The following is a 19,770-nucleotide window of genomic DNA, read 5'->3' as shown; positions in this document are numbered from 1 at the left end:
CCAGCGATCCTCCCCGGCAGGGTCTTCAAGCGGAGGCAAAGGGACTTCCGTCTCGGGTCCATCAACCGAGGGTCCGATCGTGCGGGCGTGGTTGCCGGGGAACATGCGTCCGTGACGGAAAGGCCTGACAATGACCCGAAACGGAAATTTCAAGCGCCGAGTGCGCGCCCGCGCCGCACGAACCGGCGAATCCTACACTTCAGCCCTCAGCCATATCCGCAAATCGAAAACAACCCCGCAAACGGATGAGCTCGCCGGCAAATCCCTGCGGCTGGCAGTGGCCCAGACCACGGTCTGCCTCGACCCGCGCGATGCGGATGCCTTTCGCGCCAACGGCGCCGAAATGCGCCTGTTGATGCGCCAGGCGAGCGAGGCCGGCGCCAAGCTGATCCATTTCCCGGAGGGAACGATCTGCTTTCCCAACAAGCGCCTCCTTTCCGAAACCGGCCCCAGGGAGATCGGCGCTGCCGACTGGAGCCGCTATCAGTGGGAGGTGTTGCGCGAGGAGCTGGAAGAAACGAGAAAGCTGGCAGCCGCGCTGAACCTCTGGACGGTGTTCGGCGCACCGCATCGGCTGACCCCGCCGCACCGGCCGCACAACAGCCTCTACGTCATCTCCGGCAAGGGCGAGCTGGTGACGCGCTATGACGAGCGCCTGCTCTCCCACACGAAAATTTCCTTCATGTATTCGCCCGGCAGAATCCCCGTCACTTTCGAGGTGGACGGCATGCGCTTCGGCTGCGCTGCCGGCATAGAGTCGCATTATCACGAAATCTTCACCGAATATGAGAGGCTCGATGTGGACTGCGTGCTCTTCTCCACATCGGGAGAAACTCCCTCTGCAGCCCCGCCCTTCGCCGCCGAGGTGCTGGGAGTTGCGGCCAGCAACACGTTCTGGGTAAGCTACGCCACCCATGCGCCGCAAAGCGTAGTCACGCCCTGCGGTATCGCCGGCCCAAAGGGCCAGTGGGCGGCCCGTTGCCCTGATGATGGCTCGCCAGGTATCGCAATCGCCGAAATCGCAACCGACCCGGCCAATCTCGCCCGCCCCTGGCGGCGCACCGCCCAGGGTGATCTTTACCGACCACACCAGATCGAGGGCGATCCGAGAAGCGACAGCCGCGAAGCCTTTTGAAGCCTATCAAGAAACTGGCGGACACTCAGCCCGCCAGTTTTAGATTGCCTGAACTATTGGATTTGCGCGCCTTTCCGCCATTGATCAGCGAGAGTCAGACCTGATGCCGGCACAACCCTTTCCCAGTGACTGTCGGAGCAGATTGGCCCGCGGCGGGCTCCAGATAGAGCGGTCCGCGGCAGCCGAGCGTCTCCTTCTTCAGCGCCGGCCGAGCAGCGCGTCGAGGAGCCAGCGCCAGTGGGGCAGGCTTGCGAAGGCTGTCGGCAGGCGAGCACCGGCTGCAAGGCCGGGCACGCCCGATTTCTCCAGCGCGTTGTTGAGCGTGAAGCCCACGGCGAATAGGCCGGAACGGTCCAACCCTTCCCTTGCCCAGATGGCAGGGTCTTCGGGTAAGGCTTGACCACCTTCCAGCGCGCCCAACGCGTGGAGGAAGGCGCCGATCGTCGTCATGCCGGCGATGGCGCCGAGGAGGCGGGTCTGGTCTTCGGGCAAGCCGCGGAGCAGGACACGCTGGTTGGAGGCGATGGCGAGTGATCGGAACCGCTGGAGGGTGCGGCCGAGGGGTGTTGCGGCGAAGAGCGGCGTGTCATCGTCGCCGCCGGCGGTGAGGGAGCGGGTCTCCTTGTCGATTGCGGCGCGCAGCGCGCGGCTGATGGTGGCGGCAGCGATGTCGTCGCCCCGGCTTTCCGCGTTGACGAGCCTGATGCCATCGAGGGTCTGGCCGTGGCTGGCGAAGAAGTGGCCGAGATCTTCGGCGCGCTCATTGCCGAGGCCGAGGGCGTCCATATAGGCGCGCTCGCCGGGCGGCAGGGAGGCGAAGCCCTCCTGGGTGACCTTTTCGGCATTGGCCAGGATGCGGTCCTCGATGAGGCGCGTGGCGAGCGTCTTCTGGAAATCGTCCCAGTGCATGAGGCCGGTCAACAGCGGGCGGCCCTCGGCCATATTGGCGAGGAAGCGGCCGAAGACGGGGCCATTGGCATAAGGGTCGGTGATCTGGGCGAGCGCAGCCATGCGCGATGCCAGGATCTTTTGTCCGATGGCGCCGGCGCGCCCCGCCTCCTCCATGCCGAGGCCGGCGGCGGTGACGCCGCGCAGCATCGGGTCGATCGCATCCTTCATAAAGCCGGTGAAGCCCTGCACCATCAGCGGGCGCACGGCATCGGCAAGCGCGCCGATCGATGCGCCGCCCATCGTCCTGATATAATCGAAGACGCCGGCGTCGGCCCGGATACGCGCCCAGCTCGTATCCTGAGCTTCAGGGCGGGCATTGCCGCGCAGCATGTCGCGCACGGCCTGCAGGTCTGCGATATCGGCGCGCTCGCGTTCATCAAGGCGATGCAGCGCGGCCGGATCGCCGCCAGCCAGACTATCACCAGCCAGATTATTACCGGCCAGATTATTACGGGTTTGCGCGCGCAGGTCGGCATAGTCACGCCGCACCCGCTGGAAGGCCTCCTCCATGCCGAGCGAGCCGAAGCGTTCGGCAAGCTCGATATCGGCGGCCATGGTGCGGGCGTAGCGGCGGCCGATACGACCAGCGTCGTCATCCAGGAATTTTTCGACGAGCGCGTCGGGAATGTCGAAGCTGCGGCCCTTCAACGGGCCGTGGGCGGCAAGGGTGATGTCAGGCGGGAAGCCCTCCGTCGCCCGGCCCGTCAGCCTGTCGTAGACGTCATCGACGATGCCATTCACATAATCGGCGCGGGCGGCAGGATCATGGAGTTCGGGCGCGGTGCGGGCGGCATGATCGTTTATCCGGCTTTCGAAATTGCTGCGTACGCGGGGGCCCGTCTTCGCAGGGCCAGTCTGCTGAGGGTCAGTCTTCGCAGGGCCAGTCTTTTCGGGGCCGATCTCCCCAGAGCCACTCCCGTCACCGCCGCCGGCATCATCCGGCTCAGTGCCGACGAGGCCGATGGCAAATTTATAGAGGCCCGTCTCGAGTTGCTCGGCCGCGCCATGGCCCAGATGCTTGAAAAAGTGGCCGGCACGATGGAGGAGGTCGGACTTGCCTCCCGCTGCAGCGCCGCTCTCGGCCGTTGCGGCTTGCGGATCGGCTTTGGCGCCTTCAAGGCCTGAAAGCGTCTTTTGCTTTTCAGCTGTCTCGCGCGCTGTTGCAGCCGACGCCTGCCCGTCGAAATAGCCGTGCAGAATGCCCTTGAATTCCTGTTCGTTGGCTTCGATCGCCTCCCGGTTCCACAGGCGCGAGAAATAGGTGCTGGCGCCAGCGGCATCGACGTCTTCCGGCAGCAGCCCCGTCTCGATCGCCCGCTTGGTCAGGGGCTCGACGACATGAGAGCGCCAGGCACCCGCGGCTCGCGCAACAGCTGGAATATCGCTCTGGCCGCCGCGGCGCATGGCACGGCCGACGTCCTCGTGGAATTCCCGCTCCGTCAGCGCCAGCCCCGTCTTGCGGGCATCCATATAGGCGGCGCGGTGGGCCTCGACGGCCTTGTCCAGGGCGCGGCGGGCAAATTCGGGAAGTGTCTCGGTGGGGGCATCGCCTGCGCCGGCGGCATTCCCGGCCAGTGTCTCCTTGAAGAGTGGTGTCTTCGACAGGTAGACGGGGTTTTCCATCATCTGCGCGCCGATATCACGCACGGCGGCGGAAGGGCTGTTCTGCATGCGCAGCAGCGGGTTGAGCTCGGCCGTCGTGGTTGCGGTCGTCGGGGCGGTCGTCGGGGCGGCTGGCGCGGCCTTGGCAGTATCCGGTACCGCATTCCCGGCAATGGAGGGATCGGCGGATGACACCGGCCGCAGACCGGCGTCGCCGGCAGGCCGGGGAGCGGAAAAGCCCGTCATTTCAGCATGAAGCGCGTTGGTGGCCGCGTCGAAATCCGGTGCCTTGGCGGCGTCGAAGGCGCGTGCGGCGGCGGCGTGTTCCAGCTGCGTCATGCGAGCGGCATGGCGCGTGCCGAGCAGGCCCGCCGCAATAACCGAACCGCCAATGCCCACCAGCGACTCATCGACCGTGCGCAATTCCTGGCTGATGTGGAGGCCTGCCTCCTGCGCGCTGTTGGAGACGACAGCAGCGCGCCCCATGCTGAACGCCGACCGGGCGACGGAAAAGCCGCCTCTGCCGGCCCTCACCAGCCCGCCGCCGGGAATAAAGGTGGGCAAATCGGCCGTGCTCGCCACGATATTCATCACCGCGCCAAACATTCCGGCTCGATCCAGATCCTCGCGGTCCTTCCTCTCCTGATCGATATCTGCCTTCACCGCATCCATCGCGCGTTTGTTGAAGACATGGACGAAGTGATCGAGATACTCCTCGTAGCCTTTCAGGTTCTCCGGAGCGAAGGAGTCAAAATCAGGATCGATGTCGTAAAATTCTCCCGTCGCCATCTTATAGAGCTTGTGCGACGAGGCCATCGAGACGACGAGATTGTTCTGCCGGAAGGCGGCGCCGGTCGTGGTGAGGATATCGGGGCTTGGGGCGGGAAGCTTCCTGCCGATCCTCTGTGACATGAGATAATCGGTTTCCAGCGGTGTTCCCGGGCTCGCCCGGCTTTCATCAAATGGCATGGATTACTTCTTTCTTACGAGATTCGGCGACGGGCGAGCGCGGCTTTCAAGCGGCGGCGAGGCTTTGGCGGGTGACGGCGCGGGTTTGGGGGGCCGCAATCGCGGGTCCATCATCGATTCCGGCAGGCCAAGCTGCCACTCGAGCACCCTCTCGCGGTCGCGTCCGAATTCCATGTGCTCCCGATACTCCAGCTTCTCGGCCCCACGTTCGGCGAGCTTTTTCTCGAACGCCGCATCCTCGGCGGCTTTGATTTCGTCCTGGGTCGGCGGGTTGGCGAAGAACGGCTTGCGGTAGTGCTCCAGCTCGCCCTTTTCATTGACGAATTGAACCTGATAGTGGGGCAAAATGCCGGCGGCGATATCGGTCTCGGTAGTGCGGTCGGCGGAGAGGAAGACCTTGCCGTGTTTGATGCCATCGGCCGCAAGCGCTTCGTTCAACTGCGTCCTGATATAGGCATGGGAACCAGTCCCATCGTGGGGGTAGTAGTTTTCCGGGGGCAGGTGCATGAGCACATCCTTCCCATCCAGCGAGAATTCCGACACGCCGTAAAGGCGCTGGAGGCGTTCATTGGCGAGCTTCTGGCCGGCACCCACATCGCCACCGGCATCAAAGATGCTTTCCGTCAGAATCTGCTTGTAATCGCTGATGATCGCGGTCGCCTGCTTCTCATTGCCTAAGCTCGTCCAGGAGAGGATACCCGTGCGGTAAAGCGGCTTGATCCATTCTTCCGTCGCCAGATAGGCGATCGTGCTCTTCATCCCCGGGGTCTCCATCAGCGCCGTGCGCTGGCTCACTTTTTCGGGATCCTTGCTGTCGATGATGCGCTGTACCGCCAGTCCCGGCGGCAGGTCGATGTCGCTTCGGTAATACTCATAGAGGACGGCATCGTCGGCGAGTCCTGCGCCGCCCGGCAAGCGCATCAGCGCGCCGTGATCGGCGGACGAAATCAAGTTTGCGCGTTCGAGCGCGTATTGCACGCTGGCCGGATCCCCCCGTGTCAGATTGAGGCGCAGATCGGCGAAGACCGGCGTCGGCACCGCCCCGGTCTGGCGGATCAGTTTCTCGAGCATCGCATCTTGCTTCGCCGGCTCGACGGCCGCTGAGATGGCGCTCCACAGATTGTCATTGGCCTTGCGGCCCTCTTCGCTATAGGCGTTGATTCTGAGCTTGTCGGCCGCGAGGGCCTGGAGACGGAGGTCCGTCGCCAGCGCCTCCCGGCGCTTCTCATCAAGCATGTCGAGCAAGGCGGGCTTGTCGGCGTGATCGATCACGGTATCAGCATGGATATCGCGCGCAGTCAGCGTCGTGTCGCCACTGGCGATGCGCTGGCGGGTGGCTTCGGCCTGCGCCGCCTGTGCGGCTTTCTCCCGCGCGGCTTGCTGTGTGGCCGCGGCGCGTGCGCCATCGGCAGCGCCCTCGCGGATCTCGTCGGCATAGGCCGCCGGCAATCCGGCCAATACGCTTTCCGTCGCCGGTGAGAATTGCGGCCCGGCGGTCTGCGGCACTGCCGGTCCTGGCCCGGCCGTGGTCGATGGTGCGCCGGCAGCGACGGCGAGAGGCGCCGACCTTGCAGCACCCATGCGCTTTGCAAACTCGGCATCGGAAAGCTTCGCCAGTCCCTGCCAAGTCTTGGCGAGCCCGGCCCGCACGGCAGTATAGTTTCCGGCGGCGATATCCTGATTGATATCGCGCCCCGTCCTTGTGCGGTAGTTGGCCTGCGCAAGCCACGCGGCGGCGCGATCCTGCGAGGCCGGCGAGAAATCCGTCAGCCCGAGCGCCTTGGCCGCCATGTCCCAGGTGCCCTTGACGAACTGATAGCGGCCGGTCGCCGTCGTCGTGCCGTCGGCGCCGATAAAGCCGGGATGGGCGGCATAGTCCGTGATGCGCTGGCCGCCGTTCATCAGGTCGTAGGAAGGCGATTCCGTGTCCGAGATGACGGAGAGCAGCGCATATTGATCATAGCTCAAGCCCGTCGCCGCAAACTGCCCCGGCGCGGGATTGGAAGCGTTGAAATGCGCAGCGTCGGCGCTCGCCGCCTTCTTGAGATCGGGCTTCAGCCTGTCGAGCAGGATCATGTGATCCTGTGGCGTGATGTCGGCAACGTGATCGGTGGCGTATTTCGCGGCCCTGATCGGGTCGTTCTCGGCGATGCGCAAGGCAGACTGCAGGCGAACGTTGCTGATATAGGTCGCGCGCTCAAGCTGCGTGCGCTGCTCACCCCAGCCTTCCTTTGCGCCGCGCGCATCAAGCTCCTGCAGGCCGCGGCCGACGAAGCCATTCCAGCGCGTTTCATCATCGGGCGTCTGGATCGCCTGTCGCGAGTAGTTTTCGGCCGCCGCCGTGTGTTCCTGCAGCAGCCACTTCTTCGTCTCGTCGGCTTTTTTGATCATGCCGGAGCGCAGAGCGTCGGTTTCGTAGGCGGCAACCTGCTTGTTGAAGAGGCCCGTTTGCGCCGGCGACATCTTCGCGACGATATCGCGCTTCAGGCCCCGGACGCTCTTCTCATAGGCATCGAACCCTTCGACCGCCTGCCGGCCCTCGCTATTGGCATAGCCGGTATCGGGGTCGTAGAGCAGCCTGTCTTTTGCCTGCAGCCACTGATTGGCGCCATCGCTGACGACGGCCTCATCCCGCATCTGCTGCACACGCTGCACCGCTTCGGCCGCGACATCCATGCCGCTCGCAACCGACTGCAGCCCTTTGCCGATCGCCGAGCCGAAGGCATCGGCCGTCGCGCCGCCAACCAGCGTTTCGGTATATTCGGGCCGCAGTGCAACGCGGTCCTGATTTTCTTGATAGAGGGGAACCTTGACCAAATCCGCGGCCTTTCTTCGTCGTATTGCTGATCACAGCGAACATCGGCAGGAAAGGTTGAGTCCGAGACAGACGACCGGAGAAAGCCAAGTCTTATCGAAGCCCAAGAACTCCTGGGCTGCATAGACTGAAGAATAGGCAGGAGGATTTCTCCACTCCTGCGGAAAGGTCAGATCTTTGGATGTCAGGTAATTGCCCGCTGGGTGAATGCCGGCCCCGACCGATTCGGCCAGCGCGCGCCGTCAACCGCGATTTTCGCTGTCAACCGTTCGCATTCTATCCATGACGCCAAACGAGGAATGGCATCATGGATGAGACCACCCGCAACGAGCTTGATAAACTCCACGGCAGGATCAACGATTTGAAGGAGCGCGTCGTCTCGCTGGAAGCGCAGCAGCCGCATATCAACGCTGCTCTGCTGCGCATCGAAGGCAGCGTCGAAAAGCTCGCAAACCGCATCGGCAAGGCGCTCTGGGCAGTCGTCGCCATCGTGCTGACACCGCTCGCAGGCCTGCTGATCAAGGCGATCACCTCCGGCGCGCTCGCCCGCTTTCTCTAGAGCAATTCCAACAAAAGTGCCTAGTGGTTTTGTGTCCGGAATTGCGGAAAATAAAGAGAGCAATTCCAGCAAAAGTGCATAGCGGTCTTGTGTCCGGAATTGCGGGAAAACAAAGAGATAGAGAATTTTCCTGATTCAAATTCTCTGAGTTCAGCCTGACAACTCTTCCCAGGCCATCCTGCCGCCATTCATCACCATCAGGGCAGCAGACATGACCCTCGTCTTCATCCGCATTCTCCTGCGTTACCTCGCCGCCGTCCTCGTCACCCGCGGGCTGATCGCACCCGATCTCGGCGAGATGATCTCGCGCGATCCCGATATCGCAATGGCCCTTCAGGTCACCTCGGGCGCGCTCATCGCCGCGCTCGCGGAAGGCTGGTATTACCTCGCCCACAAGTTCGGATGGGCGAAATGAAGTGGCTGGCCGACTTGCTGCTCGGCGGCATCATCGAGAAATTCACCGGCCCGCTCTTGGCCGCCTATCAGGCGAAACTCTCGGCTGAGACCGATCAGCAGAAGCTGGCCGCTGCGGAAGTGATCAAGGGCATCGAGGCCGCCCGCGACATCGCCGTGGCCGAAGCCGCCGACCGCTGGAGCGCCACCCGCCTCGGCCGCCTGCTCATCGTCATCCCCTTCGGGCTCTGGTGGGCGGCGATCTACATGGTGCAGATCCTCAATCCCTGGTTCGGCCTCGATCTGGTCGTCATCGACGTGCCGCCGCGCATCAATGACATGGCACTGGTGCTGATCCCGGCGATCGTCATCGGCGATGCCGGGGCACTTTTGGCGCGGCGATTGAACAGATAGGCAAGACACCGCCTCAACCATTGCCTACCATCATCACCCCATCAAGAGAGCGACGGGTTGGGGGCCGAATTCCTCCGGTGACCTTGCGAAACGCCTTCGGCCGGCGCCAGGCGCTCTCTTGATACCCCTTTCGGGAAAGTCCGACGGGCACCCTTGGCCCAAAGCTGTCGTCGAGACACTTCCATTCGATGGCAGTCTACCGGCTCCCGCTGTCAAAACCGTAGGCTCGCTGAACAAGAGCGACGCGAACTTCGTATTTCGAATACCAGTCTTGACGGCCTCTTCGTTGCGCTTCCAGATGATCAACGGCCGCCTTCCAGGCGCGGATACTGTCTTCGTCCTTCCAGAAGGATATCAGTATTCCGAAGCCATCTGCGCCGCGAGCGCTTTCGAAGCCAAGATACCCCGGTTGTTGGCTTGCCAGTTCGGTCATTGCGTAACCAATCTCGCCATAGCCATCGTCTACGGCTGTTCGCTGCGAGGTGAAGCTGACCATGTAATAGGGCGGCTCCGGTAAAATGGCCATGCGCATGTGATTTCCTCTGTGCTCTCAGCTGAAGCTACTTGCGGAATGCATTCTGCCTCAATTTCCGCGGGACCGCTAAGTCCGCTTGCTGCGCGAAACCACCTTGGTGACTTGCCCTCGTCTGCCAGCCAATTCCGCTGGAGCCTTGGTTCGCGTATAGCTATCCCGCTCCCGTTTCGGGATCTGGGAGAGGAAAGCCAATCATGTCCACCGACCCGCACGAAACCCGCCACGAGATCACCCTTGTCTCCGCCGAGGAGCGGCCTGACCTCATCCCCGCGTTCGACGAGCTCGGCGCTGCCGTCTGGCCGAAATTCATCGGCGGCGACGAGGTGATCGTCAGACATTGGGACAGCCTGTTTTCGTCGGCCCTCCGCCGCCACCAGTTCCTTGCCCTCGGCCACGATGGCCACGGCAACGAACGCGTGCTTGCCACATCGAACAGCATTTCCTTCCACTGGCCTGATGCCGATGACGAAACCTCCCTGCCCGACGCGGGTTGGGACGCGGTTCTTACCCGCGGCGTGGAAGGCGCCGCAGCGGGAGAAACGCCCAATGCCCTTTCCGCTCTCGCCATCGTGGTGACGCCTGAAGTGCGCGGCTCGGATCTTGCCGAACGCCTGATCGCCAACATGAAGAGGCATGCCAAAGACAGCGGGCTCGATGCCCTCGTCGCCCCCGTGCGCCCGACCAAAAAACCCGCCTATCCGCTGGCATCCTTCGCGGACTATATCGGCTGGAAAACCACAGACGGCGCTCCGTTCGATCCGTGGCTGCGAAAGCACTGGCAGCTCGGCGGCCGGATCGTGAAGATCGTCCCGCGCTCGATGCGCGTCGCAGCACCGCTGGAGCAATGGACCGTGTGGACCGGCCTGCGCTTTCCGGTATCCGGCCCCTATCACGTGGAGGGCGGGCTGGCGCCGCTGATGGCCGATTGCGAAGCGGACATCGGGCTGTACGAGGAGCCGAATGTCTGGATGCGGCATAGGCTTGGATAGCGGGCGGTGATACGCGCCCGACTGTCAGGCATGTCTCCGAACATGTCTCAGGAATGTGTAGAACCATTTTGCGTTAGGCCCCTCATTCCGGTCAGGTGGCTTGCAGGGCCGGATAAGGGGGCCACACGGCACAGCCTATCCTCGCCTATCCGCGAATGCACCTCGACTCCTCCCCGCACCCGCCACCTCTGCCATTCCCACCCTCACCCCAAAAACTTTCCACGATTGTCCCGCATAGAAGAAAGCTATTTCGCTAAAGCGCCATCGAAGCAAATGTCTTCCGGTTCAAACTTCATAAAATTTATAGATTATATCATTTGAACCCATCAGGAGGATTTCCATGCCCAAGACAGCGTCCAATCCCATCGAGCTCGGCACCCGCGCCGCGGACTTCATTCTGCCGGATGCCAGGGGCGTGCTGCACAAGCTTTCTGATTTCGATGGCACGCCGGCCTTGCTCGTGGCCTTCATTTCCAACCGTTGTCCCTTCGTGCAGCTGATCCGCAATGATCTTGCCGCCTTCGCCAGGGAATATGAGGCGAAGGGCCTGCGTGTCATCGCCATCAACAGCAACGATGCCGAGGCCCATCCGGAAGAAAGCCTTGCCGCGGTCGGCCACGAAGCCGAAGCGATCGGCTACACCTTCCCCTATCTGAAGGATGAGGCACAGGGCGTCGCCAAGGCCTATGGCGCTGCCTGCACGCCTGACCTTTTCCTCTTCGATGGCGCCCGCAAGCTCGCCTATCACGGTCAGTTCGACGATGCCCGCCCGGGCAATGGCAAGCCGGTCACCGGCAAGGACCTGCGCGCTGCGACAGACGCCGTGCTCGCCGGCGCCAGGCCTGCGCTCGAGCAGACCCCATCCATCGGCTGCAATATCAAGTGGACCGCAGGCAACGAACCCTCCTGGTTCTCCAACGCTGCCTGATGTGTTCCAGCGCGGCAGCCCTGCAGCTGCCGCGCTTTTTTATCGTGACTCTTGGGCGGCAGTCCCTCCGGCTGCCGCGCCTTTATCATCACCTAGAGATTTTCTGATGTCGCTGAAGCGTAAGGACTTGGCGGGCAGCGGCCCGTTGCATCTGCAAACGGACGTGCTCGTCATCGGTGGCGGCCCGGCCGGTGCCTGGGCTGCCTTGTCGGCGGCACAGAATGGCGCCCGCGTCGTGCTTGCCGACAAGGGCTATCTCGGCACCAGCGGCGCGACCGCCCCGTCGAATACCGGCACATGGCTGGTCCCGCCGGGTGAAAACCGCGCACAGATCGTCGAGCGCCGCTGGCAGCGCACCGGAAATCTCGCCGACCAGCGCTGGATGCTGCGCACCGTCGATCAGGCCTATGAAAACCTCCTGAAGCTTGCCGAATGGGGCTACCCCTTCCCCGATGATGAAGACGGCAAGCTTTATATCGCCAATCTGCGCGGCCCCGATTACATGGCCTTCATGCGCCGCCGCGTGCTCAAGGCCGGCATCACCGTTCTCGATCACCATCCTGCCCTCGAACTCTATTTCGATGGCGAAGCCGTCACCGGGGCTGCCGGCATAGATCGCCAGCGAGACCGCGACTGGCGGGTCGATGCCGGCGCCGTGGTGCTGGCAACGGGCGGCTGCGCCTTCCATGAGCGCATCCTCGGCGCTGCGGCTCTGACCGGCGATGGCCATCTGATGGCGGCGGAAGCCGGCGCCAGCCTCTCGGGCATGGAATTCACCGGCAAATATACGCTCGCCCCCTACGGCTCCTCGCTCAACAAGGGCCTGCCCTTCCGCTGGGCCTCCTTCTTCCGCGAGGATGGCACGCCGATCCTCGATAGCGACGGCAACCACCTGCAGAACGGTATCGGCGAGCGCGAAAAGGAAATCGCCAGGGCCATGATCGAAGCCCCCGTCTATGCCGTGCTCGATCAGGCCGAGCCCGCCCTGCAGGACTGGCTGCGCCGCGGCCAGCCAAACTGTTTCGTGCCCTATGACCGCACGCCGGTCGACCCTTTCGCCCAGATGTTCCGCGTCACCTTCCGCGCCGAAGGCACGGTGCGCGGCACAGGCGGCATCCGCATTGCCACGTCCGATTGCGGCACCGATGTGCAGGGCCTCTATGTCGCCGGCGATGCCGCAAGCCGCGAACCGTTGGCGGGTGCAACGTCAGGCGGCGGCGGCCCGAATTCCTCCTGGGCCATCGCCAGCGGCTGGTGGTCCGGCCAGGGTGCGGCCGGCCACGCCAAACGCCGCGGCGACAAGGCGTTCCGCGCCAAATCCAGCCCGCTCGGCCAGGCGGGCTTGCGCCCCGGCGGCACGGTGAAGGACGCGCTGACGCCGAAGGATGTCATCGATAGCGTGCGCGCCGAAGTCACGCCCCTGGAGAAGAACTATTTCCGCGAAGGCAGCCGCCTGCAGGCGAGCCAGGACAAGCTCGACACCCTCTGGGCCGATGTCAAAAACCATCTCGCAGGCTCCGGCCTCGACAGGCTGAAGGCGCGCGAGGCCGCCGCCATCGCCGCCCACGGCCGCTGGTCGCTCGCCTCAGCCCTTGCCCGCAAGGAAAGCCGCGGCATGCACCGCCGTTCCGATTTCAAGGGCAACGACCCGGCCTTTGCCCACTCCATCACCGTGCGCGGCGTCGATGAGATCGCCGTCAGCGCCGTATCGGATGCTCGCCAGGAGATCGCATCATGATCGAAGTCGTCTCCGAAAGCCGCTGCGTGGAATGCGATATCTGCGTGAAGGTCTGCCCGGCCAATGTCTTCGATGCCACCGATGGCGTGCCCGTCATCGCCCGCCAGGATGATTGCCAGACCTGCTTCCTCTGCGAGATCTACTGTCCGACCGACGCGCTCTATGTCGCCGAGCGCGCCGACGGTCCGCTGTCGATCACTGAAGAAGAGGTCGAGGCGCGTAACCTCTTCGGCAGCTATTCCCGCGCGCTTGGCTGGAAGCGCGGCAAACCGGGCGGATCGCAACTCGACCCCACCCACCGCATCCGCGTCGCGCAAGTCTGAATTGGAGAATCCCATGGACCGCATCACCGTCACCGATGTCCGCAAGACCTTCCAGCTGAAGCCCGGCCAGACCGTTACGATCGACGGCCGCCCTTCGGACCGCGTCACGGTCTTGAACGGTATCGATCTCACCATCCGCAAGGGCGAATTCATCACCCTTGTCGGCCCGAGCGGCAGCGGCAAATCCGTGCTTCTCGACATTATCGGCGGCCTGACCGAAGCCTCTGACGGCATCGTCCGGATCGACGGCAAGCACATCGTCAAGCCGGACCCGAAGACCGGCTACGTCTTCCAGCAATATGCGCTGTTTCCCTGGCGCACGGCTCTCGCAAATATCGAATATGCGCTCGAGGTCCACGGCGTTCCCAAGCGCGAGCGCACGGAGAAGGCACGCTACTTCCTCTCCCTCTTCGGCCTCTCCGGTTTCGAAGATCGTTTCCCCAACCAGCTCTCCGGCGGCATGCAGCAGCGCGTGGCGATCGCCCGCGCGCTCGCGACCGATCCCGAAGTGCTGCTGATGGACGAGCCCTTCGCGGCACTCGATGCCCAGACCCGCGAGATCCTGCAGACCGAGCTTCTGCGCATCTGGGAAAAGATCAACACGACAGTCGTCTTCGTCACCCACTCGATCGACGAGGCGATCTACCTCGCCGACCGCATCGTCGTCATGACGGCGCGCCCCGGCACGGTGAAGGAAATCATCGATATCGACCTGCCGCGCCCGCGCGATGGCGACATCAGAGCCAGTGCGGAGTTCAACGCCCATCGCGGCCGCGTCTGGGAAGCGCTGCGCGACGAGGTGAACAAGGCGCAGAAAGACTGGGCGCTTTCGCCCGCCTACAGCAACTGAAGGGAGGACCTGCCATGGCCTACATTACCGATAAATCCGCCGTCGGCGCCCGTCTCTTCCCCGCGAAGGAAAAGGCCGCACGGCCCAGGCGCCGCATCGAATTCGGCGCTGCCACCTATGGCCTGCCGCTGATGGTCGTCTTCTTCGGCCTCTGGGAGATCGCGCCGCGCCTCGGCTGGCTGAACCGCATCTTCTTCCCGCCGCTCAGCGAAGTGCTGGAAGCCTGGTACGCGATGCTGCTCGACGGCACGCTCTCGGCCAATATCGGCATCAGCCTGCAGCGCGCCGCGATCGGCTTCCTGCTTGCCGTCGTGGTCGCCGTGCCGCTCGGCTTCCTGATGGGACGCTATACGCTGTTCGAAAAGGTCTCCGACCTGCTTGTCCAGACGCTGCGCAACACCTCGCAATTTGCCCTGCTGCCGGTTTTCATCCTGCTGCTCGGCATCGGCGAGGCCTCGAAGATCGCCATCTGCTTCTATTCCTCGGTCTTCTTCCTGCTGATCAACACGATCTCCGGCGTCAAGTCAGTCGATCCGCTGTTGCTGAAGGCCGCCCGCTCGATGGGCACGTCTGACCTCGACATGTTCCGCAAGGTCATCCTGCCGGCGAGCATTCCCTCGATCGTCTCGGGCATGCGCCTTGCCGTCAAATCCTCGATCTTCGCGGTCATCGGCGCCGAGATGCTCGCCGCCAAATCCGGCCTCGGATTCCTGATCCAGCAGTCGCAGCTGATGATGGAAACGGCCGACATGTATGCCGGCATCATCACCATGACCGCGATCGGCCTGCTCGTGAACTACCTGCTCGTCTGGTTCGAGCGCTGGGCCACCGCCTGGAAGGGCAGCTCCGAAATCTCTCACAACTGAATGCAATACCGTTTCTGAAGGGGACACCACATGACACGCTTCAACCCATCCATCCTGCGCCGCACGCTGCTATCAGGCCTCGCGGCCCTCGCCCTCGGCAGCGCCGCGCTCTCCACGCCCGCGCTTGCCGAAGACAAGCCCGATGTCATCCGCATCGGCAGCACCGCCCCCGGCCACCTGAAATTCATCCTTGAGCGCCACAGCGGCTCGCTCGCCAAGGAATTCGAAAAGGACGGCATCAAGGTCGAATTCATCGCCTTCACCAATGGCGGCTCGGAAGCCACCACCGCGCTTGCCACCGGCGCTGTCGAATTCATCTATACCGGCAACAACCCGGCGCTCCGCGTCGCCGCAGCCGGCGCGGACGTGAAGGCCATCGGCCTTTCCAGCTTCGTGAAGGAAAACGGCTCGGCGATCATCGTCAAGACCGACTCCCCGATCAAGTCGCTCGCCGATCTCAAGGGCAAGAAGGTCGCCTATCTCACCGGCACAGTGCGCCACTCCACCTTCGCCAAGGCGCTGAAATCCGCTGGCCTGTCGCTGAACGACGTGGAATCCCTGAACCTCGCCTTCGACGCCTCAGGCCCGGCGCTGGTGCGCGGTGATGTCGATGCCGTCGTCGAAAGCGGCGATGTCGCCGCCAAGCTCGTCGACACCGGCCAGGCCCGCGTCATCCTCGATGCCTCCTCGCATCCGGAATGGTCGGCCCCCTTCCTCATATCCGCCAATGGCGAGTTCGTCCGCAAGTACCCCGATCTCGTCAAGCGCCTTCTGAAGGTCGATATCGAAACCGCCCGCTGGGCCGATGCCCACCCGGAAGACACGATCAAGATCTTCGTCGACGAAACCAAGTCCTCGGAAAAGTCGGTCCGCAAGACCTACAAGGACAACCTTTTCTATCAGGACCCGAAGATCACGCCTGAGGCACTTGCTTCGCTGAAGAGCGAAGAGCAGTTCATGGCCGACGCCAAGCTGCTCAAGGGCTCCGTCGACTACGACAAGTGGATCGACACCAGCTTCCTCGACGCCGCGTATAGGGAAGTCGACGCCAAGAAGTCGAACTAACCAGTAAGGCAGGGCCGCCACCTGCCCGCCATCATGCTCGGGCTTGTCCCTGATATCTGCTGGCGTTCGATATCAGGCACAAGGCCAAGGATGGCATTGCGTTAGCAGCAAAGGTCCTGCCAACAAATTGAGCACGCACCAAAGCGGGCTCTCCGCGTTGCGGCGATCGTCGACGGGGACAGCCTACCCCGCCAGCTTCACGATCACCTGCCGATAGGTGGCCGCAAACTTCTGATGAAGCTCGGGGTTCGCCCCTGCGCGGACGATTTTTGATGCTGTGACGAGATCGTCTGCATCGAGTGCCGCCGTCAGCCGCGATGTTCGTTCCGTCAGCAAGGCAACGGCAATGCGCAGGGCAAGCTCGGGCTTCTTCGCATCCTCGGGGAAATCGACGAGACTCGGCAGCTTCAGGCTCTTGCTCATCCGCACGTAGTTTTCTCGTCCGGTCAGGCCGAAATAGCCTCGCCCGCGATATTTTGCGCCATCCCCCGGCTGGGTGTTCCCCAATACGGCCTTGCCCTCATAGGTCCGCGCCGCATAGGCCTCGTTTTCCTCCTGCTCCCTGAGGTCGGGCGCCTCCACCGCGAGATTTGCGACAACGGCGGCGACGATCCGGGGATCGGAGACGCGAAACTCCTGCAGCGCCTTCTGCAGGTAGATGTAATTGTCCTCGATCCTCTGGGAGGCGGAGGCGGCAAAAAGCGGCTTGAGCAGGTCGGGCGTGATTTTTTCGCTGAGCGCCACGACGGTATCGCCTGTTTGGCCCACGCTATTGCTCAGCTCGGGCAGTTTCGAGCTGACACTTTGGTCGGACGCGCTCTTTTCAATGGTGATCGTTGCAACGGATACGGCGGCTTCGGTCTCCGATATCCTCGCATAGATCGCCAGGATCTCTTCCCGGAGCTTCTCGACCTTTTCCGGGTCAGCCTCAGCCTTCGCCTGGCTCATGTCGAGCGTTATGGCCTCGGCCTCGAGCTTCAGCTCCGTACTCTCTCGCTGGGATTCCTCCTTGATGCGCGCGGCCTCCGCCCTCTCCTGCGCGTTCCTGACCAGCGCTTCCATATAGAGCCGATTGGCATCATATTTTTGCTTCGCCCATGCCTGTAGCGGGTGGTCCTTGAGCTGGCTCAGCGCATCGTAGAGCAGCGTCCTGTCCTGCGGCGTGGTCTGGTCGTCGAGAATGAGATCGAGATAGGTCTTGGCAAGCTCGCTCTGGTCCTTGACCTTCTGCAGCTCGACGCTCTGCACGGCCGCTATATTGGCATTGCGTTCGCTGAAATAGCCATTGATCCAGGTCGTACCGGCCTGGGCGGCGGCGATCAGCCCGGCTGCGACAGTTCCCCATTTGATAAGCGTTTCCGCAAGCGGCGTCGCCTCGCGCGGCGGCGGGTTTTCGGAACTATCCGTCATTGCGTCGGGCTCACGTCGTGTAGCTGATGGCGGCGTAATATTTGGTGGCATAGCTCGCGACGAGCTGGGCCTTGTCCAGACGGTTGATGATGCGCCGTGCGTTCACCCAGTCGGCCGTTGCCCCGGAGAAGTAATCTCCGAGCTTCTTGCCGGTAAAGGAGCCGGCAATCATGCCCTCCATGAGAATGACAGTGGCGATGTCGGCTTGCAGGACGAGATTCGGATTATCCACCAGCGGCTGCCCGGTCTTCGCGGCCCATTTGGTATAATTGGCCCGTCCGGTGAGCTGGACGTAGCCGCGGCCGCAGAATTTGACACCGTCGCCATCCTGCGTGTTTCCCAGCTGTTGCGCGACATCCGGCCGTTGACCTTTGCGATCATACATCCTGAAGAAATAGGCATCGCTGCCCCATTCCTTGATCGGCTGCATGGTTCTTCCGGTCTCGTGATGGGTTGTACCAAGCATATAGGCAAGATACCGGTCGTCCTGCCCTGCATGTTTTGCACTCCACGCGGTCAGAATACTTTGCATACCGTCGACTTGTTTTGCCGACAGGCTGCCATCGAACAAATGCAGCTTTATATAGTCGAAGAAGAATTTTTCATTGATTGCGCTAGACAATTTCTCCTCCCATAAAAATACTACAGGAAGAATAAACGTGAATTGTATATTGTCAACTTATAGTTATTAACTCTAAAAATTCACTTTCTACATACAAGCATGAGAATTTAATTACAGATTCCTCTCAGCAATAAAAGGATTAGTAAAAATACTTTATTTCAATGACATAAAACCAAAAGAATAAGCGAGATGACGTGCCGAAGCATTGCGAATATCGGAGAATTGGCGCCTTTCGCAATATCTCTGGCGTCGTCTGCAACTGATCTGGCATGATGCGCCGGCTTACCTTGCGTTCCATGCAAGAGCAAAAAGGTGCACCATGAACAGCAAATCCCAACCTACGGCCCTGGTTACGGGCGCGTCATCCGGCATGGGAAAAACCATAGCCGGACGCCTGATCGCTGACGGCTATCTGGTCTATGCCGCCGCCCGCAGCGTCGAGAAGATGGCCGATCTGGCAGAGCTTGGCGCAATCCCTCTGCGGATGGATATTTCCAAGGACGAGGATATCGTTGCCGCGGTCCGGGCGATCACCGAAAAATCTGACGGCGTCGACGTGCTGGTCAACAATGCCGGCTTCGGTCTCTACGGCCCTGTCGAGGAGATCCCGCTCGATGAGGCGCGCTACCAGTTTGAGGTCAACGTCTTCGGCCCCGCTCGCCTGACCCAGCTTCTGCTCCCGGCGATGCGGGCGCGCGGCGCCGGCACCATCGTCAACATCACCTCGATGGGGGGCAAGATCTATACGGTGCTGGGCGCCTGGTATCACGCGACCAAACATGCGCTGGAAGGCTGGTCGGACAGCCTTCGGTTGGAGCTCGAACCCTTCGGCATCCACGTCGTCGTGATCGAGCCGGGGCTTATCGAGACGGGCTTTGGCGATGCGGCTTCCCGGGGCATCCTGGAACGGTCCGGCAGCGGCCCTTATCAGAAGCTCGCGCAAAGCGTGGCCGCCTCCATCGACAGGAGCTATGGCCGGGGCCAGGGCACTGATCCCAAAGTCATCGCCGATGTCGTCGGCAATGCCCTCCTGTCGGCCCGGCCCAAAGCCCGCTACGCAGCGGGCAAATACGCAAAGCTCATGATCTGGGTGCGCAAGTGGCTGGGCGACCGTGCCTTCGACCGGCTGATCAAGAGCCAGATGTGAGGACCGCGGCGGAGGATGCAACGATGACCAGGGACGCGGGCGACAGATGCAGGTTGCCGCAAGCCTTCTGGCGGGCGGCGGAGCGTATGGGCCTGCCCGCCCCGGCTCTGCTGCGTCAGGCAAGGCTGCCGGCGACACTGCATATCGCGCCGGAGACATGGCTGACGACGGCACAGTATTTCGCGCTGTGGCGTGCGGTCGAAACACTCTCGCAAGATCCCGCCATCGGCCTGCGCATGACCGTCGAGACCGATACTTCCGTGCATCCGCCCGCCACGATGTCGGCCTTCTTCGCCCGGGATTACCGCGACGGGCTGCACCGGCTGGCACGGTTCAAACGGCTGTGCACCCCGGAGGAACTGACCGCAGCCGAAACCGGGAGCGAATGCCGGGTCGCGGTGCGCTGGCTTCATACCGATGAAGCCGAGCCGGATGCGGCAGGCGACGGCACCTTTGCGG

18 protein-coding genes are annotated in these 19,770 nt (G+C 62.7%); 13 read left to right on the top strand and 5 right to left on the bottom strand.

The genetic code is table 11. The features are described 5' to 3' along the window. Window positions 1–130 precede the first annotated feature (130 nt). Complete coding sequence (locus tag PMI11_RS09940) at window positions 131–1,135, top strand: carbon-nitrogen hydrolase family protein (RefSeq protein WP_007816204.1); 1,005 nt, start codon at window positions 131–133, stop codon at window positions 1,133–1,135. Between the two features lie 198 nt (window positions 1,136–1,333). Here PMI11_RS09940 and PMI11_RS09935 read toward each other — a convergent pair whose 3' ends face one another. Beyond that, the gene (locus tag PMI11_RS09935) at window positions 1,334–4,657 is read right to left on the bottom strand and encodes a hypothetical protein (RefSeq protein ID WP_007816202.1); all 3,324 of its coding nucleotides are present in this window, start codon (window positions 4,655–4,657) and stop codon (window positions 1,334–1,336) included. Window positions 4,658–4,660: 3 nt separating this feature from the next. Next, complete coding sequence (locus tag PMI11_RS37870; protein ID WP_007816201.1) at window positions 4,661–7,474, bottom strand: hypothetical protein; 2,814 nt, start codon at window positions 7,472–7,474, stop codon at window positions 4,661–4,663. Between the two features lie 305 nt (window positions 7,475–7,779). On the opposite strand from PMI11_RS37870, the gene PMI11_RS09925 reads away from it, so the two are divergent. The 3 genes from PMI11_RS09925 (at window position 7,780) to PMI11_RS09915 (ending at window position 8,838) form a co-directional block, all read left to right on the top strand. Beyond that, window positions 7,780–8,031, top strand: a complete 252-nt coding sequence (locus PMI11_RS09925; protein ID WP_007816199.1) for a hypothetical protein — start codon at window positions 7,780–7,782, stop codon at window positions 8,029–8,031. 211 nt (window positions 8,032–8,242) lie between these two features. Next, the gene (locus PMI11_RS09920; RefSeq protein ID WP_007816197.1) at window positions 8,243–8,446 is read left to right on the top strand and encodes a hypothetical protein; all 204 of its coding nucleotides are present in this window, start codon (window positions 8,243–8,245) and stop codon (window positions 8,444–8,446) included. Further along, the gene (locus PMI11_RS09915; RefSeq protein ID WP_007816195.1) at window positions 8,443–8,838 is read left to right on the top strand and encodes a hypothetical protein; all 396 of its coding nucleotides are present in this window, start codon (window positions 8,443–8,445) and stop codon (window positions 8,836–8,838) included. Before PMI11_RS09920 ends, PMI11_RS09915 begins: the two co-directional genes overlap by 4 nt. A 196-nt stretch (window positions 8,839–9,034) precedes the next feature. Here PMI11_RS09915 and PMI11_RS09910 read toward each other — a convergent pair whose 3' ends face one another. Next, window positions 9,035–9,370: an antibiotic biosynthesis monooxygenase family protein gene (locus PMI11_RS09910; RefSeq protein ID WP_007816193.1), complete on the bottom strand. Its 336-nt coding sequence runs from the start codon at window positions 9,368–9,370 to the stop codon at window positions 9,035–9,037. 197 nt (window positions 9,371–9,567) lie between these two features. On the opposite strand from PMI11_RS09910, the gene PMI11_RS09905 reads away from it, so the two are divergent. The 7 genes from PMI11_RS09905 to PMI11_RS09875 all read left to right on the top strand — a co-directional run bounded on the left by PMI11_RS09905 (window position 9,568) and on the right by PMI11_RS09875 (window position 16,132). Beyond that, entirely contained in the window at window positions 9,568–10,362 is a 795-nt protein-coding gene (locus tag PMI11_RS09905; protein WP_007816192.1) for a hypothetical protein, read from the top strand. Between the two features lie 340 nt (window positions 10,363–10,702). Beyond that, window positions 10,703–11,290 (top strand): thioredoxin family protein, encoded by a 588-nt coding sequence (locus tag PMI11_RS09900; RefSeq protein ID WP_007816191.1) that lies wholly within the window; start codon window positions 10,703–10,705, stop codon window positions 11,288–11,290. Between the two features lie 106 nt (window positions 11,291–11,396). Next, complete coding sequence (locus tag PMI11_RS09895) at window positions 11,397–13,028, top strand: FAD-dependent oxidoreductase (protein WP_007816190.1); 1,632 nt, start codon at window positions 11,397–11,399, stop codon at window positions 13,026–13,028. Further along, entirely contained in the window at window positions 13,025–13,351 is a 327-nt protein-coding gene (locus PMI11_RS09890; protein WP_007816189.1) for a 4Fe-4S dicluster domain-containing protein, read from the top strand. The genes PMI11_RS09895 and PMI11_RS09890 overlap by 4 nt, the downstream gene beginning before the upstream one ends. A 13-nt stretch (window positions 13,352–13,364) precedes the next feature. Continuing rightward, on the top strand, window positions 13,365–14,201 hold the full coding sequence (locus PMI11_RS09885) for an ABC transporter ATP-binding protein (RefSeq protein ID WP_007816188.1): 837 nt from the start codon (window positions 13,365–13,367) through the stop codon (window positions 14,199–14,201). 14 nt (window positions 14,202–14,215) lie between these two features. Next, the gene (locus tag PMI11_RS09880; RefSeq protein ID WP_007816187.1) at window positions 14,216–15,067 is read left to right on the top strand and encodes an ABC transporter permease; all 852 of its coding nucleotides are present in this window, start codon (window positions 14,216–14,218) and stop codon (window positions 15,065–15,067) included. A gap of 30 nt (window positions 15,068–15,097) precedes the next feature. Then, window positions 15,098–16,132 (top strand): aliphatic sulfonate ABC transporter substrate-binding protein, encoded by a 1,035-nt coding sequence (locus PMI11_RS09875; RefSeq protein WP_007816186.1) that lies wholly within the window; start codon window positions 15,098–15,100, stop codon window positions 16,130–16,132. 183 nt (window positions 16,133–16,315) lie between these two features. Here the strand turns inward: PMI11_RS09875 and PMI11_RS09870 are convergent, their stop codons facing one another. Both PMI11_RS09870 and PMI11_RS09865 read right to left on the bottom strand, forming a co-directional pair. Next, window positions 16,316–17,542 carry a hypothetical protein gene (locus PMI11_RS09870; RefSeq protein WP_007816185.1) on the bottom strand — a complete coding sequence of 409 codons (1,227 nt, stop codon included), beginning with the start codon at window positions 17,540–17,542 and terminating at the stop codon, window positions 16,316–16,318. 10 nt (window positions 17,543–17,552) lie between these two features. Continuing rightward, window positions 17,553–18,164 carry a glycoside hydrolase family 19 protein gene (locus PMI11_RS09865; RefSeq protein ID WP_007816184.1) on the bottom strand — a complete coding sequence of 204 codons (612 nt, stop codon included), beginning with the start codon at window positions 18,162–18,164 and terminating at the stop codon, window positions 17,553–17,555. A gap of 319 nt (window positions 18,165–18,483) precedes the next feature. Here PMI11_RS09865 and PMI11_RS09860 point away from each other — a divergent pair, with 319 nt between their 5' ends. Beyond that, window positions 18,484–19,311 (top strand): oxidoreductase, encoded by an 828-nt coding sequence (locus tag PMI11_RS09860; RefSeq protein WP_007816183.1) that lies wholly within the window; start codon window positions 18,484–18,486, stop codon window positions 19,309–19,311. Window positions 19,312–19,397: 86 nt separating this feature from the next. Continuing rightward, on the top strand, window positions 19,398–19,770 hold a 373-nt coding region (locus PMI11_RS09855), incomplete at its 3' end, for an AraC family transcriptional regulator ligand-binding domain-containing protein (RefSeq protein WP_037071053.1).

This window comes from Rhizobium sp. CF142, assembly GCF_000281145.1.
Lineage (GTDB): Bacteria > Pseudomonadota > Alphaproteobacteria > Rhizobiales > Rhizobiaceae > Rhizobium.
The sequence above is the reverse complement of the archived record's forward strand: the minus strand, read 5'-3'. Positions and strand labels throughout refer to the sequence as shown.